Below are 15,784 nucleotides of genomic sequence, written 5' to 3'. Positions count from 1 at the left end.
AATAATTTATGTAAATTTACAGTTAAGGTATCTTTATTTTATTATATATTATAACAAAAAAGTCTTAAAATATGAATCTATCATATTTCAAGACTTTTTCTTTTTATCTAGATATATTTAAACTATAGTATATCTGACTTCATAACATCTTCAAAATCCCCTTTTTCAGATATTAATCTTATCAATTTAACAGTGCAACTTAAATCATTTATAAGTATAGCTCCTACTAATGAACCATCTTTCATAAATAATTTTTTATATACTCTTTTACCTTCATCTTTTGATGAAATTTCTTTATCAAAATCTTGTATATTACCAATACTAAATACTTTAACATTCATAGCATCTAATGAAACTGGATATACATCACTTTCAAATTTCAAACTATCTCCACTTGCATTTGCTCCTGCTATTTTTCCCATTTCTACTGAAGATGGCCATATTGCTAGACTAGTGTTTCCTACTTGTGCAACATCTCCACAAGCGTATATATCTTTAACATTTGTCTGTAATGTATTATCTACAACAATACCTCTATCAATTTTTACAGATGTATCTTGAACCATCTGAGTATTTGCTCTCACTCCAATTGAAAAGACTACCATATCACAGTCAACACTATTGCCATCTTTAAATACAACTTTTTGAGCCCTTCCATTGCCATCAATACCATCAACTGCCACACCTAATCTTACATCTATGCCTGTATCTCTTACACATTGCTCTAGTATTTTACTGCCTTCTTTATCAAGTTGTTTTGATAATATACCATCCATTGCTTCAACCACTACTACTTCTAAGCCTTTTAATTTAAATTCCCATGCTGCTTCAAGACCTAATAGTCCTCCACCAATTACTACAACTTTCTTAGACTTTTCTAATGCTTCTTTTACATTATATAAGTCTTTTATATTTCTAAGTGTAAATACATTTTCTAAATCATGACCTTTAATTGGTGGTATGAAATTTCTACTTCCTGTGGCTATTACAAGCTTATCAAATTTAATAGCTCCATCATTTACTACAATAGTTTTATTTGCTTCATCTAATTTATCTACATTTGTTCCTAATATTACTACTATGTTGTTTTCGTCATACCAAGCTTTATCTTCCATATAGAAATCAGAATTAAGTTCTTCATTTATACCATCAGAAAGTGCAGGTCTATAGTAAGTTAACTCTTCCTCATTAGAAATCATAGTTATCTTACAAGTCTTATTTCTTTTTCTTATAGCATCTGCTGCATAGAAACCAGCTGCACCATTTCCTACTATAACAAAATATTCGTCAGTATCTTTTCTAAAAGTAACCTCATCTTCTTCAACTTCTATAAATTGGTCCTCTTTGGCTCCACATACAGGGCATATACTAGGAGCACTATCTCCTTCAAATACTTCATTACAAATTACACATTTAAACTTTTTAGTCTTCTTTTTACTTCCAAAAGTAGAGTTTAACTTATCTAAGAATTTTCCTGTATAAGCATATAATTTGTCAACTTCTTCCCCTGATGGTTTAAAATTAACAGCAAATGGTTTCACTGTTGTCATTCTAAGCTGATTGATTCTCTCCATAGCATTTTCTATACCTTCTCCACTCCATCCATATGAACCAAATACTGATGCAACTTTTCCACCATGAAGAACTGGATTTAAAGATACTAATATATCCCATATAGGTTTTAATGCATCCCCTAATATTGTTGGTGTTCCAAATAATACACCTTGCGATACTGCTATTTTATCTAGAATTTCTTCTTGCTTATGCTCTATTACATCAAATAAATTTACTTTATAATTGCTATTTTTTTCAATATATGATTTTATAGCCTCTGCCATGATTTTTGTATATCCATGTGCAGAAACATAACAAATTGTAACTTCTTTTTCTAATTTTACTTGTTCATTTACACTCCATTTATAATAAAGGTCTATAATTTTTCTAGGATTTTCAGTCAATACTGGTCCATGACCTGGGCACACTGTGTCTATATCTAAATCTTTTATCTTTTCTATAGCAGTTACCATAGATGGTTTAAATGGCCCCATTATACAATCATAATAATATCTTAAGGCATCTAAGTAATCCTTTTCTTCATCTTCATTAAGAGTGTTTACTATCTTGTCATTACTATAATGACTTCCAAATGAATCACATGTTACAAGAGTTTTATCTTCTTTTATATATGTGTATATAGTATCTGGCCAATGAAGCATAGGTACAGAGAAGAATTCTAAAGTCTTATCGCCTATTGATAGCACATCTCCATCTGCAACTGCAATATATTCAAAGTCTTTGTTTACGATTTCCTTTAGATACTTAATAGCAGTTTCTGAAGCTACTACTTTTGCATTTTTTGCTAAATCTAATAGCTTTTCAACGCTTCCTGCATGGTCTGGTTCAGTATGACTTACCACAATATAGTCAATTTTTTCAAAGTCTATATTTAAATCATTTAATCTTTCAATATATTTCTCAAAATGTTTATCTTTAACTGTTTCAAATAAAACTGTTTTTTCTGTGCCTTTTAAGACATATGAATTATAAGTTGTTCCATAAGGTGTATACATAATTATGTCAAATACTCTTAAATCAGGGTCAAGTGAACCTACCCAATATAAATTTTCTTTTATTTTCAATGATTTTAATGACATACCGTACTCCTCCTAAAATAGTTATTTAACCTTTTTATACCCTATTTGTTATATTTTAAACAAATTTTATTCAAAAAAGAATTTATTTTAAAAGCAACTTGAAACTCTTAATCTTCTTTTTCTACCTCCAGTATAGTTCCTTTTTTAGAATCTACCTTTATGTCATATTCATTTTTATCTTTATCTATTCTTATTTTATAAAAAGTAACATCTAAATCTTTATCTAAACTCCATTCTTTTACTATTCCATCTTGTTCTTTCAATGCAATTTCCATAGCTTTTTGAGGTGTTATTATATCATTTAAATCTAATTTTTCTTTTCTAGCTTTACCATTTAAATCTTCTGAATCCAATTTTTCAGTTTTATCTTGCAATACATCCTTTGTATTAGCATCTATTTTCATCTTATACTCATTATTATCATCTACACCTTCAACAGTATAAACATATTTATTTAAATCGCTTTCAAGACTTAAATCTACTATATCAGCATCCTTATATTTGTCTTTAAACATATTTATTGCATCTGTATAAGGTACTTTGAAGTCTTGTTCCATTAAACTTTCATCAATTTTGCCATCTTTTAAATCACTATTTGAAGCATTTGCTTCTTTTTTTGTATTGCTATTTTGAGGTGCTTGTCCTGAATTTGAATTTCCACTACATGCAGTTAATAAACCTGCAATAAGTATACTTGCTACTAATAAATATAATTTTTTACACATAAAAATCCTCCTTAAATAATAATTAATTTATTCTATATTATGCCCTTTAAACCCTTCATTTACCCTTTTATATTGCATATTTTCCTTACTTTATTTTAATTATTTTCAAAGCTTTATAATCAAAAGCTAAAAATCTATTTTAATATTACTTATATGAAAATTAACCTAAATAATAAGATATGAGTACAAATTTTTAAATTTCTAATATAATACCTGTTTATAAATCATAATTATTCTTAAAAATAGAAATGTTGAGATAAACTGAGATGAAATTGGATGATACACAAATATCCAAAGTTATACAACTTCTTATTATTTTAAAATACTGAGATAAGATGATTTTCTGTCTATCGTAAAATAATATTTAACTATACGTGTATCGCTCAAAGATGAAATATTTTTAAAATCTATATAATATAATTTATTATACCAGAATTTTAAAATTTAAATCTATAAAATAGTAAAAATTATCATTAATTAAATATGAAAATAAAAAATCTACATAAAATAAAAACAACTAAAAGAGATGCTTTAAATAGCATCCCCTTTATATAATTAAAAACTTAAATTTTATTTAGTTCCCTAACTGTTAAATCCATTTTAGGATAAGGTATTGTAATTCCTTCTTCATCAAATCTAATTTTAACATCTTCTAATAAATCAAGGTAAATTGTCCAATAGTCTTCTGTCTTACACCAAGCCCTAATTGCAAATTTAATGGCATTATCTCCATGTTCTACTACTCCTATAAATGGTTCTGGTTCATTTATTATTAATTTATGTCTATTTACAATTTCTTTTAAGACTCTTCTAACATGTAATATATCATCTTCATATCCTACACTAAAAACTAAATCAACCCTTCTAGTATTTTTTGCAGAATAATTTATCAGACTATCATTTGATACAGAGCCATTTGGTATAAGTATCTGCTTATTATCTGGAGTAGCTAATTGAGTATAAAAAAGTCCTATTTGCTCAACTGTTCCTCCATGACCTGCTGCTTCTATGTAATCTCCTACTTTAAAAGGTCTAATCAAAAGTATAATAAATCCTCCAGCAAAATTTGATAAACTACCTTGCAGCGCTAAACCTATCGCTACCCCTGCTGAAGCTATTACAGCAGCAAAACTAGATAAACTCATCCCCCAGTATTCAAGAACAACTATTATAACAGCAACTTTAAGTACACTTAAAAGAAGAGATTTCAAAAACCTTCTTAAAGTTAAATCGACATCTCTTTTGCCAAGAACTGTCATGACATGGTTTACAATTTTTTTTATTATTTTAAATCCAATTGAAAGTATGAGTAAACCTATTATAAGTTTTACTCCACTTGTAGTTGCCCATTCCAAAAGGCTTTCCATCAAACCACCCATGTCCATTTTATTAATATCTAGATTATTTAAATCTAACTTACTTATATCATCTATTTTTGTTGTATCCATAGAAAAAACTCCTTACTTTATATTTTAGAACCAATATTATAGTTTAAAGTTCTTATTTTTCTATTTAATATGATACAATATCATTTAATCATAGTAAACAAGATTTATATTCCAGTTAGCTCTTTTTTCTAAATCCAAACCTTCTATTATTTGTAGAACTTTATGCTAAGCCACTATGAAAATGCTATTGAGTTTTAAAATCATCATTTTTTACACCAATATGAGATGCTATTATAGTTATAATACTTAATACTATAAATACAATAAATCCTCTTTTATATCCATCAACTGTATTATAGAAATTTATTTGTAAAGATATAGCTATGATTAAATTAATAATACCACTTCCTATAAATTCAAAGGTATTAATAACACTAGTTGCCAATCCAGAATAAATCTCTTTATTTTTATATTTAGCATCATTAAATACTTGTAGATGTGACATGACTATACACCCCATTATAAAAAATGCTACTGGTAAAAACATTATTGGTGGTTTTACTTTAAAAACAATTACAATTATTATCCATATAAATAAGTCTATCATTGCACCATATTTTATTATGTTAAACTTGCTAGACTTTATTTTTGCAAACACAAAATCCATGATTATTGAACCAAATATAAATCCATATGTAAAAAATGATACTATAAACGCAGAAAAACTCTTACTAACTCCATAAACATCCATTATGTATCTTACTCCCCAAAGACTTGTAAATGCACTTGTTAAACCTACAAAAGAAAACATTATTATTGAATTATACCATGTTGACTTATTAATTATAACGGACTTAATCCCTTCAATAATACTAATTTTTTCTGATTCTTCATAAATATCAACATTTACATTAAATCCATATTCTCTTGGTGTATCTCTAACAATAATATACATACAACATCCAATTAAAATACCTATTATACCTATTAATAAAAATGAATTTCTCCAACCAATAAATTCGGACAAAAATACTAGCGGAAAAGTAGCAAGAACTCCTCCCACATTTCCAACAAATGAGAACTTAGCTGTTGCAGAAGCAAACTCCGATTTATCAAACCATCTACCTTGAATTTTTAAGATACAGAGTAATATTACTGATGTTCCTGCTCCTACAACTATACGAGAAAGATATGCTAATTCTATATTTTGTATTAATCCAAATAGTATCGAACCTATACTAGCCGTTATTATTCCAATACTACTAATCTTTCTTGCTCCATATTTATCAATTAATATACCTGCTGGTATTTGCATAAGTGCATATGAGTAAAGGCAAAATGATGCTATATTTGATATTTGTATAGAATTAAACCCTAACTCTTTTGCTAAATTATCTGAGACAACAGCAGTTGACATCCTTAAAAATAAGACTAAAATAAATGAAAATGTAATTATGCCCCAAACACTCCATTTAGTCTTTGTATAACTTTTCATATTTTCTCCCTCAAATCTATGTAATTTTAACTTTTATTACTCTGTTTGTAGACTTTCTATTTACAGTATTTGTTTATAAGAATTTTGTAATTATTTATCAAAATTTTTAATATGCATTTCTATTATACAATACACATACACATTTAACCATATATAAGAATTTATTCCTGTTTATATAATACTTAATTAATTCTTAAAGTAAACAAGAGCCATCTTTTAAAGTAACTCTAAAAGATGGCTCTTTATAAAAATATCTATTCTAAATTTAAATTTCTATCTAGTATATATTTTGTAGCAATAAATAATATTACTAAAATTATAATACTACCAAGTATAGCAAACATAAAATGAGAACTTTGATATAAATGATAAATCATGTTAGTATTTTCTCCTGGTAAAAATCTTTCAATTGTACTACCAACAGTTGATATTATCATATTTATAATTATAAAAGAAACAAATGCAGATACATTTCTATGTTTATTAAACTTTGGTAATTGCCCCATTGAAATTGCTGTATATAGCAATAAAATAAATGAAGTATATGAAATAAGCATTGTTAATAATAGCAAGAACATATCTAAAAAATTTTCAAACCCCAATCTGAAAACATTATTAAAAAAATCTAAAATCTCAGCAAATGCAATTCCAGAAGCACTAAAAAACATTAGTACTGCAAATGTACCTACTGCAACTATAAAACTAAGTACCGCATATATAAGTGCTGTTATACATTTGGATAATATAAGTGAACTAGTACTAACAGGAAGAGTAAACATTAAATAGCCTTCATCTCCCAAAAGATTTTTTCTAAATCTTTGAATTGTAACTACAATAGTTAAAACACCCAGTGCCATAAAAAGACTTGTAAGTACAAGTATTCCTATTCCTTGTATTTGGAATATATCAATCTTCATAAATATTCCATTTAATATAGCCACTACTATTATAGCTATATATAATGGTATAAACGTTCTTCCACTTGCCTTTAACTCATATTTTAATAGTTTTCCTAACATTTGAATTCCTCCCTAAATAATGCATCTATAGATTTACCTTTTTCCTCTCTTATTGATTCAACATCTCCTTGTAGTACTATCTCACCTTTAGATATGAATATTACTTCATCACATATATTTTCTATCTCACTTATTAAATGAGTTGCAATCAGCAAAGTACTATCCTCATAATAGTTTTTTAGTATAGTCTTAAGTATATATGACCTTGCAGCTGGGTCAACACCTCCAATAGGCTCATCTAAAATATATATATTTGCTTTTCTTGACATAACCAGAATAAGTTGTACTTTTTCTTTAGTTCCTTTAGACATTGTTTTTAATTTTTCATCTACATCAATATCTAAACTCTTAATCATTTCATTTGCCCTTCTAACATCAAAATCACTATAAAAATCATAGAAAAATTTAAGTAAATCTGATACTTTCATCCAGTCGTTTAAATAAGTTCTTTCTGGTAGGTATGATACTATTTTCTTTGTTTCTATAGATGGCTTCATTCCATTTATCATAATTTCACCATCATCAGGTTGTAATAATCCATTCATCAATTTAATCATTGTACTTTTACCACTTCCATTAGGACCTAACAAGCCAACTATTTTTCCTTTTGGTATATTCAACTCAACATTCTTTAAAACCTTTTTAGTTCCATAGCTTTTATTTACACCTTTAAATTCAACTATGTCATTTTGAGAAACATCATTTATATTTTTATCCATTTTATAATTCTCCTTTCAAATTTTCTGTTATAAGTTTTAACATTTCATCTTCGTCATATCCAAGTTTTACTAAAGTCTCTTTTAATGTATTTATTTCAACATTGGCTATTTCCTCTTTCATAGCTTTTATTTTTTCCTTATCATCTGTTACAAATCTTCCTTTTGTTCTTTGGCTATAAACCAATCCTTGTCTTTCCAGTTCTGTTAAAGCTTTTTGCATCGTATTTGGATTAACTTCAGCATCCTCAGCAAGTGCTCTTACTGTTTCTAATTTAGAACCTATTTTTATTTCCCCTGAAACTATTTTTAACTTTAGATGTTCTACTAATTGTATATATATAGGTTTGTTATTATCAAGTTCCCATTCCATATTCATGCCTCCTCATTGTGTTATTATATTATTGTATTAATAACCTAATACAATAATATAATAATACAGCTCATATGTCAACTATTTTTAAATAAAATTATGAATATCTACAAGCTTTTTCATTTAAAGATAGTTTTTATAAAAAATAGCATTTTAAAACCTACTATTAAATCTCAAAATCTTCAAGTCTAAATAGGTATAATACAAGAAATTTCCTTAATCACTATGTTTTTTGATATTTCATTTGGTATTTATTTTTCTCTTGTCTGACTTAGAGATTTACATTCAAGGCTACCAAATTTTATATGAATCTATAAGAATATATGAAGTGAAAAAATAGAATTGTATTTTCAGGTTTCAGTAGCCTTTATTATAATTATGTTCACATGCTATTACTTTTTTATCCTTTTAGCAAATTTTTCCTTAGCAAAATCGTATGACTCTTGTATCATTACTTTTAATTCTTTAAATGTTTTTTCTGAAGGATTTAAGACACACACCCATCCCATCCATGCATAAACAGGATGAGGCATAATTGTATCCAGTTTTGTAAAATCAAAGTCCATTTTCACAATTTGCCCAGCATCTGGTCGTTTTGGGATATTATCAAACCTTTTAATAAATGTTTCCTTTTTCAAGCATACATTTACACGATAAACATTACTTCGGTTTAGTGATGAACTTTTGTCATTTTCACCATCTTTTTCTTTGATAGTAAGAACATATACTCCTTTCTTTAAAATACCATTAGGATTATAAAATATCCCTCTTTCCCCCCAATTTTCTGTTAAAACAACATCATCTAAATTTGATACACAGTAATTGAATATATCGTCAGCTTTCATATTAAATATCCATCCTTTCTATAATATTTATATTGCTTTCAACACGATAATATCCTATCATATAATAGTGACAATAATTGTCACTATTGTAAAAAAAGGAGTAGAAAAATGTCAAAGGCTGAGCGCTTAATTGAATTGATGATAACTATAAATGCAAAAAGAAATTTTACTCTAAGAGAATTGGCTGAAGAATTTTGTGTATCAAAACGAACAATACTTAGAGATTTACAAGCTTTAGAAAGCATGGGATTCCCTCTATATTCAAAAACAGGAGCAACAGGTGGTTATCATATGTTAAAAGAACGTATACTACCACCAATTACCTTTTCAGAAAGTGAAGCAAAAGCAATATTTTTTGCCTATCAATCGTTAGCTTTTTATCGTGATTTGCCATTTGAACAAGAGAGAGTCTCTGTATTAAAAAAGTTTTTAAATTGTCTACCAGCAGATGTACAACATAATATTACTCAAATACAAAATAAAATTGTATTCTGGACACCAGATAGACATTGCTCTTCTCCCTTGCTAAAAGAACTATTTAACATAATTACAAATAATTCTGCTCTTACAGTTCAATATTCATCAAATAAAAACCAAAGTATCAGAACTATTATACCTGTTGGTTTATATGCAATGAATGGTCTTTGGTACTGTCCAGCGTATTGCTTAAAGTCAAAATCTATCCGTGAATTTCGTGTAGACAGAATTGAAAAGATTGTAAGTATAGAAAATATAACAAGTTCAAAATACAGTATTCCAAATTCAATACATGAATATCTTGAAAATTTAGAAGTTGCTAAAGATTATCATATTAAAATTCAACTAACAGATATAGGAGTAAAACGCTGTGAGGCAGAATTTCTATTAGCAAAAGGATTGACTGTTTTTCCTAATGGCGGTTACATAGATATGTATATCTCAAAAACAACACTAAACTGGGTAGCTGAATATTTCTTGTCATTTGGAAAAGAGGCCACAGTACTAGAACCAATTGAGCTTAAAACATTGATAAAATCAAAAGTTCAGGAGTTGTACAATCATTACTGCAAAATAAACACTGGAGTGTAATGTCAATGGATGCTATCAATATATACTACATTCTAGTGTTTTGTCTAATCTATATAAGATAAGACTATATTTATATTTGTTAATGTTTACATATTTTAATAAATAAATGTATAAAAATCCACATAAAAAAATGAACTCTAGCTTAAAGTTCATTTTTAATATAACTTATTCATTTTTTATAAAGTAAACTGATTATTCTTTTGCTGAAGTGTATGCAATCAATTTTTCAAATTCTTCAATTGGCATTGGTTTTCCAAATAGATATCCTTGTGCCATATCACATTTGACTTCCTTCAATAGTTTAAACTGTGCTTCTGTCTCTACACCTTCAGATATTACTTTCATCCCCAATTCCTTTGCCATCTCTACAACTTTAGTAACAATTATTTTACTTCTCTTACTATTATATGTTTCCATGATAAATTTTTGGTCAAGTTTTAAAATATCCATAGGAATTTCTTTTAACATATTTAATGATGAATACCCTGAACCAAAATCATCCATAGATATTAAAAAACCTATCTCTTTTAAACTATTCATTATATCAATTAAAATATCAAAATTATCAAATATAATACTCTCAGTTAATTCAAGTTCTATATATTTTGCAGGTATATTGTACTTGTCAATTATATTTTTATAGGTTTCTATAAAATTATTACAATATAAATGTATTCTTGATACATTAACTGAAATAGTTAATGGGTTTATACCTGTGTCAATCCATTTTCTAAGTTGTATACAAACTTCTTCTAGTACATATAAATCTAAATTTATTATAAAACCATTTTTCTCAAAAAATGGTATAAACTCATTTGGAGGAATTAATCCCTTATCACGACTTTTCCATCGTACAAGTGCTTCCGAACCTTGTATTTCTCCTGTATTTAGTTCTATTTTAGGTTGCAAGTATACTATGAACTCTTTATTTTCTAAGCTTGAGAACATTGTATTTTCCATCTCTTTTTCTTTTATTTCTTGATCATGAATCTTGTTGTCATAAAATGCATATGAACTTTTATGTCCTCCCTTTGCCATTTTATGAGGTATATTAGCTCTATCTATTATTGGGTTGATATCTTTATCTTCTGGAAGTATAAAGTATATTCCACAACTTAAAACTAATTTATATTTTTCTTCCTGATTATTATTAAATAAATCCAATTCTTTAAATATAGATTCTAATCTATTTATTATATCTTCTTCTTCTCTATATTTCATGATTATTGTGAAATTATCAGCAGATATCCTTGCAAATATTTCTTCTTCAAATATATTATGTTTAATAATATTTGTTAAACTACATAAAATTTTATTTCCCACTTCATATCCAAACAAGTCATTTATATACTTAAATTTATCAATATCTATATATAATAACGCATATTTCTCTTGAGTGTTTTTGCTTAATATTTTTTTAGCATCAATTACAAATTTATCCATAGTACTTGCTCCTGTAAGACCATCTGTATATACTATCTTTTGCAATTTAACTCTTAAACTTAATTTATCATATATTATATAAAAAATAAGTACTAGACATATTATCGTCATAATAAATATTATCTGCAATGCATAGTAGCTAATAAATTGTTTATTAAATAAGCTGAATTCAAGGTTATTTATGGAGTTATTTTTATAAAGCTTATGTAAAGAATAGACTGGTGTTGTATATTTAACTTGTAAAATTATACAAATAAATAAAAAAACCATTAATTTTTTTTGTAATTTCCTCATAAAAATTTCCTCCCATTAAAGCACCTCTATTTGATTATAAACCACTAGCAAATAAACACATTCCAAAAGTTTCCATTTCTTGTAAAATGGATAGTTTATATTTATTTTAAAATTTGTAAAATTTTGCTATACTATATATATAGAATATGTTATATTAGTTGTCTTTCCTATTGATTTATACATTTCATATCGGTATAATAGAAAATAAATTGGATTATTTTGGCATATAATTATTGATGAAAAGCCTATATCTTTCTATGAATTTTCTGAAAAATTTTATTTTTATATTATAATTATATTAATTTTTAATAAAAACTATCCATTTTACAAGAAATGACTACTTTTTATTAAAACACAGTATTTCCAATACATTCACCTTTAAAATTTCATTATGTTTTTCTTCTTCTATTCATTTCGACAAATCAACACTTAATTTTTATAATTAACTAAATTGAATAATATTTAATATAAATTTTTTAATATGCCATTTTTACCTAATTTTTTAAAGTCATTTTTTAGATATAAACTCTTTATAAATTCATTTATATAATTAAAATATTATATAAATGAATTTATAAAGAGTTTATATAATGAATAAATAAATAAAATAACACTAAAGTATATATAAATAAAGCAATACTTATATATTTTAGTGTTATTTATTATCTCAATATATTTAAGAAATTTATATTTAATTTTTTAAATCTTTTCTGTATAAAAGTCTCATTCCTAATATAACTAATATAAAGCTTATTACAAGAACTAAAGCAAATTTAAATATATTTAAATTTGAAAAATCAACCTCAATAAACTTATATAAGTTAGCTATATTTCCTGTTGCATAATGGCTTACTATAACCGCTACACTATTATTTAAGAAATGTAATAACATTGATACAAATATAGAGCCAGACTTATATACACTGTATGCAAATATGATTCCTAATATTGATGTTGGAATTATTCTTATAAAATCCATATGCATAATACCAAACAATACTCCACTACATATTATTGCTAACTTTACAGACTTAACTCCATTTTTGGATTTACTAAATGCAGAAAATATAAAACCTCTAAAAAATATTTCTTCACATATAGCTGGCAATAATCCTATTATCAATAAATTCAATAAAAATTTATCCTTCATAAAAAGAGATTTATTTAAACTCTCAGCCACTTCCATATTTTGAGGAAATAAAAATAAAATTAACTGAGTTATAATCATAATAATTATGTATCCTCCAACCCAAAGAACAACGCCTCCTAAGAGATGTTTTAATGCTGGAATCTTTATACTAAATACTTCTCTAAAATCAGCTTTGATATAATATGCAAATATTAGTGGTAAAGCAATTATCATAACTTGCGTCATTACAATACCTGCTGTTCCAAATTTAATTTGAACCAAAGAACCAACATAAATTAAAAGAACTAATCCTACTGCATACAAAATAATACCATCACTCACAGTTGGTATAGACCCTTTTTTTATATTGCATCTTTTCTCCAAGAAAGAAAAACTCTTACTATTTCCAAAAAGTATTTCTTCAGAATTAAACATTTTAGACAGAAGTATAATTGCCAATATTACAAAAGCTATATTTGATGTTAAAACTAGTGCTATCAGATTTAAATCACTTTTAAAAGACAATACACTTTTTATAAGTAATGATATATTTACCACAGGTATTACAGCTGTTACTCTATCCAATACTATATTGGGTATCATAGAAACATAAGATGGTATCATAATAACCAACATAAGAGGAGTTATATAGTTTTGAGCATCTTTAAAACTTTTTGCTAGTGAACATACACACATACTTATTGCTGCAACTACCATTGAAAACAGACATACACATATTAAAGTAGTAATAACTGGTAAAACTAAATCTCCATAATTAAAATTTCCAAAACCAAACTGGCTACTAAGACCACCACTAACTAAAATAAATGCCATCGTTAATCCTATAGATAAAATATTTAAAATTGCTGTTACTATTGCACTAAGGGAAACAGCCATATATTTTCCCATTACTAATTCTAAATTCGATATTGGGAGTGTAAATAAAGTTTCTAGTGTACCTCTTTCCTTTTCTCCAGCCATAACATCTATTGCTGGATATATTGAACCAAGCAAAACTCCTATTATTAATATAAATGGTAATATCTGACCTAAAAAGTAACCTGCTACTTCTTCTGTTTTTGCAACATCTATAGTACTGTATGTTATAGGTTCCAATGTACTCTGTGCATCTAATCCTTTTTCAGCTAAAGTATTTTCTACAGTAAGTCTCTTGTATTTATCTAAAACAGTTTCAATTCTTTTTACAGAATTAGAAGAATTTTCCTGAGATGAATTCATATATATTTTATAACTTGTAGCTGATTGCTTTTCTTCTATTTTTATGTAGGCATCAATTTTATTTTCTTCTAAAGACTTCTTATAATTATCAACACTTAATATTTTTATCTTGCCTTTATCATTTGTAGTATCTTTATTGTTCCCAGTGTCTCCCTCTAAATTATTCTCCTTTTCAATCATTGATACAAGCACTTTATTGGGTGTACTATCAAAAGCTATATTAATATCTTTACTATTCATACTATTTGCGGACATATTCATTACCTGAATCATCAACAACATAAGCAAAGGATATAAAAGAAGTGGTATAACAATCATCATAAATAAAGTCTTTTTGTCTCTTAGTATGTCTAACATTTCTTTTTTGAATATGTATTTTACAATTTTACTTCTCATCTAAACCTCCTCCATTCTAGCAAGATTTATAAACACATCTCTCAAGTTATTTACTCCTGATTCTTCTTTTAAACTTTCTGGAGTCCCTGATGCAATTATTTTTCCATTATGAATCATTAAAATCTTATCACATAAAATTTCTGCTTCTTCCATATAATGAGTTGAATAAAGTACAGTTTTTCCTATTAACTTTTCATTTTTCATAAAGTCTATTATAGATGCACTACTCAAAACATCAAGACCTAATGTCGGCTCATCAAAAATATATACTTTTGGGGAATGTATTAAGCAACGAGCTATAGATGTTCGCTGTGTCTGACCAGTTGATAGATTTTCAATTCTGTTGTCTATAAACTCATTCATATCCATTACTTTTACAACATTTTTAATTGATTCTTCTATTTCTTCTTTTGTCATTTCATATAAACTTCCAAAAGTTGTTAAAAGTTCTCTAGGAGAAAGTCTCCCATACAGCTTTGTATTTCCAGATAGATATCCTATTTCTTTTTTTGCTGAATTTCTATCTATTGAATAATCATATCCAGAAACACTTATATTTCCTGATGTTGGTGTTAATATTCCTCCTAACATTCTAAGTAATGTTGTTTTTCCAGCACCATTTGGTCCTAATATTCCAACTATCTCACCTTCTTCAACACTAAAAGAAACATTATTTACAGCAAGAAAGTCTTCTTTTTTAGTTTTAATCTTCTTTAATTTTTTTATCGAACTTTTACTTTTATCATCTTTTACAACCCTTGTAAAAGATTTACATAATTTATCTACCTCTATCATTTACCAACTTGCTCCTTTCTTATTTATAGATATATTTATATAAATATAACATATAAACCTTTTTTATATACTGTTTTTTATTTTAAAATATATTATTTATAAAAACACATATATTTACATGACAAATTATTACTTTTTATTCTTTTATAATATATATATTAACTAATGGATATAAAATAACATATGAATTTTTAAAGTATTAATA

Annotated in this window: 12 protein-coding genes; 1 reads left to right on the top strand and 11 read right to left on the bottom strand. The window is 26.5% G+C overall.

Translation table 11 applies throughout. The features are described 5' to 3' along the window. Positions 1–122: 122 nt before the first annotated feature. The 8 genes from IC219_RS00925 to IC219_RS00890 all read right to left on the bottom strand — a co-directional run bounded on the left by IC219_RS00925 (position 123) and on the right by IC219_RS00890 (position 9,215). Entirely contained in the window at positions 123–2,654 is a 2,532-nt protein-coding gene (locus IC219_RS00925; protein ID WP_227433083.1) for an FAD-dependent oxidoreductase, read from the bottom strand. Positions 2,655–2,761: 107 nt separating this feature from the next. Beyond that, positions 2,762–3,379: a PepSY domain-containing protein gene (locus IC219_RS00920; RefSeq protein WP_227433082.1), complete on the bottom strand. Its 618-nt coding sequence runs from the start codon at positions 3,377–3,379 to the stop codon at positions 2,762–2,764. Positions 3,380–3,942: 563 nt separating this feature from the next. Continuing rightward, the gene (locus tag IC219_RS00915) at positions 3,943–4,827 is read right to left on the bottom strand and encodes a mechanosensitive ion channel family protein (RefSeq protein ID WP_227433080.1); all 885 of its coding nucleotides are present in this window, start codon (positions 4,825–4,827) and stop codon (positions 3,943–3,945) included. Between the two features lie 184 nt (positions 4,828–5,011). Beyond that, a complete protein-coding gene (locus tag IC219_RS00910; RefSeq protein ID WP_227482403.1) occupies positions 5,012–6,262 on the bottom strand; it encodes an MFS transporter in 1,251 nt (416 codons plus the stop codon). A gap of 254 nt (positions 6,263–6,516) precedes the next feature. Then, entirely contained in the window at positions 6,517–7,281 is a 765-nt protein-coding gene (locus tag IC219_RS00905; RefSeq protein ID WP_227433076.1) for an ABC transporter permease, read from the bottom strand. Beyond that, a complete protein-coding gene (locus IC219_RS00900; RefSeq protein ID WP_227433074.1) occupies positions 7,275–8,000 on the bottom strand; it encodes an ABC transporter ATP-binding protein in 726 nt (241 codons plus the stop codon). The genes IC219_RS00905 and IC219_RS00900 overlap by 7 nt, the downstream gene beginning before the upstream one ends. 1 nt (position 8,001) lies before the next feature. Further along, entirely contained in the window at positions 8,002–8,370 is a 369-nt protein-coding gene (locus IC219_RS00895) for a GntR family transcriptional regulator (protein ID WP_227433073.1), read from the bottom strand. 392 nt (positions 8,371–8,762) lie between these two features. Continuing rightward, a complete protein-coding gene (locus IC219_RS00890; protein WP_227482402.1) occupies positions 8,763–9,215 on the bottom strand; it encodes a DUF6194 family protein in 453 nt (150 codons plus the stop codon). 108 nt (positions 9,216–9,323) lie between these two features. On the opposite strand from IC219_RS00890, the gene IC219_RS00885 reads away from it, so the two are divergent. Further along, positions 9,324–10,283, top strand: a complete 960-nt coding sequence (locus IC219_RS00885; RefSeq protein ID WP_227482401.1) for a helix-turn-helix transcriptional regulator — start codon at positions 9,324–9,326, stop codon at positions 10,281–10,283. A gap of 192 nt (positions 10,284–10,475) precedes the next feature. Here IC219_RS00885 and IC219_RS00880 read toward each other — a convergent pair whose 3' ends face one another. From IC219_RS00880 to IC219_RS00870, 3 genes are all read right to left on the bottom strand, one after another. Continuing rightward, positions 10,476–12,020, bottom strand: coding sequence for a putative bifunctional diguanylate cyclase/phosphodiesterase (locus IC219_RS00880; protein ID WP_227831096.1), 1,545 nt, complete (start codon positions 12,018–12,020; stop codon positions 10,476–10,478). A gap of 691 nt (positions 12,021–12,711) precedes the next feature. Then, positions 12,712–14,784, bottom strand: a complete 2,073-nt coding sequence (locus tag IC219_RS00875; RefSeq protein WP_227831097.1) for an ABC transporter permease subunit/CPBP intramembrane protease — start codon at positions 14,782–14,784, stop codon at positions 12,712–12,714. Beyond that, positions 14,785–15,579 (bottom strand): ABC transporter ATP-binding protein, encoded by a 795-nt coding sequence (locus IC219_RS00870; RefSeq protein WP_227433060.1) that lies wholly within the window; start codon positions 15,577–15,579, stop codon positions 14,785–14,787. Positions 15,580–15,784 lie beyond the last annotated feature (205 nt).

The sequence above is a fragment of the Clostridioides sp. ES-W-0018-02 genome, from assembly GCF_020658175.1.
In the GTDB taxonomy this organism is placed as follows: Bacteria; Bacillota; Clostridia; order Peptostreptococcales; family Peptostreptococcaceae; genus Clostridioides.
This window is presented reverse-complemented; position numbering and strand designations above follow the sequence as displayed.

Bases quoted from the DNA above. Each gene is read 5' to 3' on its own strand.
- IC219_RS00915 (WP_227433080.1), bottom strand. From the start codon at position 4,827: ATGGATACAACAAAAATAGATGATATAAGTAAGTTAGATTTAAATAAT.
- IC219_RS00925 (WP_227433083.1), bottom strand. From the start codon at position 2,654: ATGTCATTAAAATCATTGAAAATAAAAGAAAATTTATATTGGGTAGGT.
- IC219_RS00875 (WP_227831097.1), bottom strand. From the start codon at position 14,784: ATGAGAAGTAAAATTGTAAAATACATATTCAAAAAAGAAATGTTAGAC.
- IC219_RS00905 (WP_227433076.1), bottom strand. From the start codon at position 7,281: ATGTTAGGAAAACTATTAAAATATGAGTTAAAGGCAAGTGGAAGAACG.
- IC219_RS00910 (WP_227482403.1), bottom strand. From the start codon at position 6,262: ATGAAAAGTTATACAAAGACTAAATGGAGTGTTTGGGGCATAATTACA.
- IC219_RS00890 (WP_227482402.1), bottom strand. From the start codon at position 9,215: ATGAAAGCTGACGATATATTCAATTACTGTGTATCAAATTTAGATGAT.
- IC219_RS00880 (WP_227831096.1), bottom strand. From the start codon at position 12,020: ATGAGGAAATTACAAAAAAAATTAATGGTTTTTTTATTTATTTGTATA.
- IC219_RS00895 (WP_227433073.1), bottom strand. From the start codon at position 8,370: ATGGAATGGGAACTTGATAATAACAAACCTATATATATACAATTAGTA.
- IC219_RS00900 (WP_227433074.1), bottom strand. From the start codon at position 8,000: ATGGATAAAAATATAAATGATGTTTCTCAAAATGACATAGTTGAATTT.
- IC219_RS00920 (WP_227433082.1), bottom strand. From the start codon at position 3,379: ATGTGTAAAAAATTATATTTATTAGTAGCAAGTATACTTATTGCAGGT.
- IC219_RS00870 (WP_227433060.1), bottom strand. From the start codon at position 15,579: ATGATAGAGGTAGATAAATTATGTAAATCTTTTACAAGGGTTGTAAAA.
- IC219_RS00885 (WP_227482401.1), top strand. From the start codon at position 9,324: ATGTCAAAGGCTGAGCGCTTAATTGAATTGATGATAACTATAAATGCA.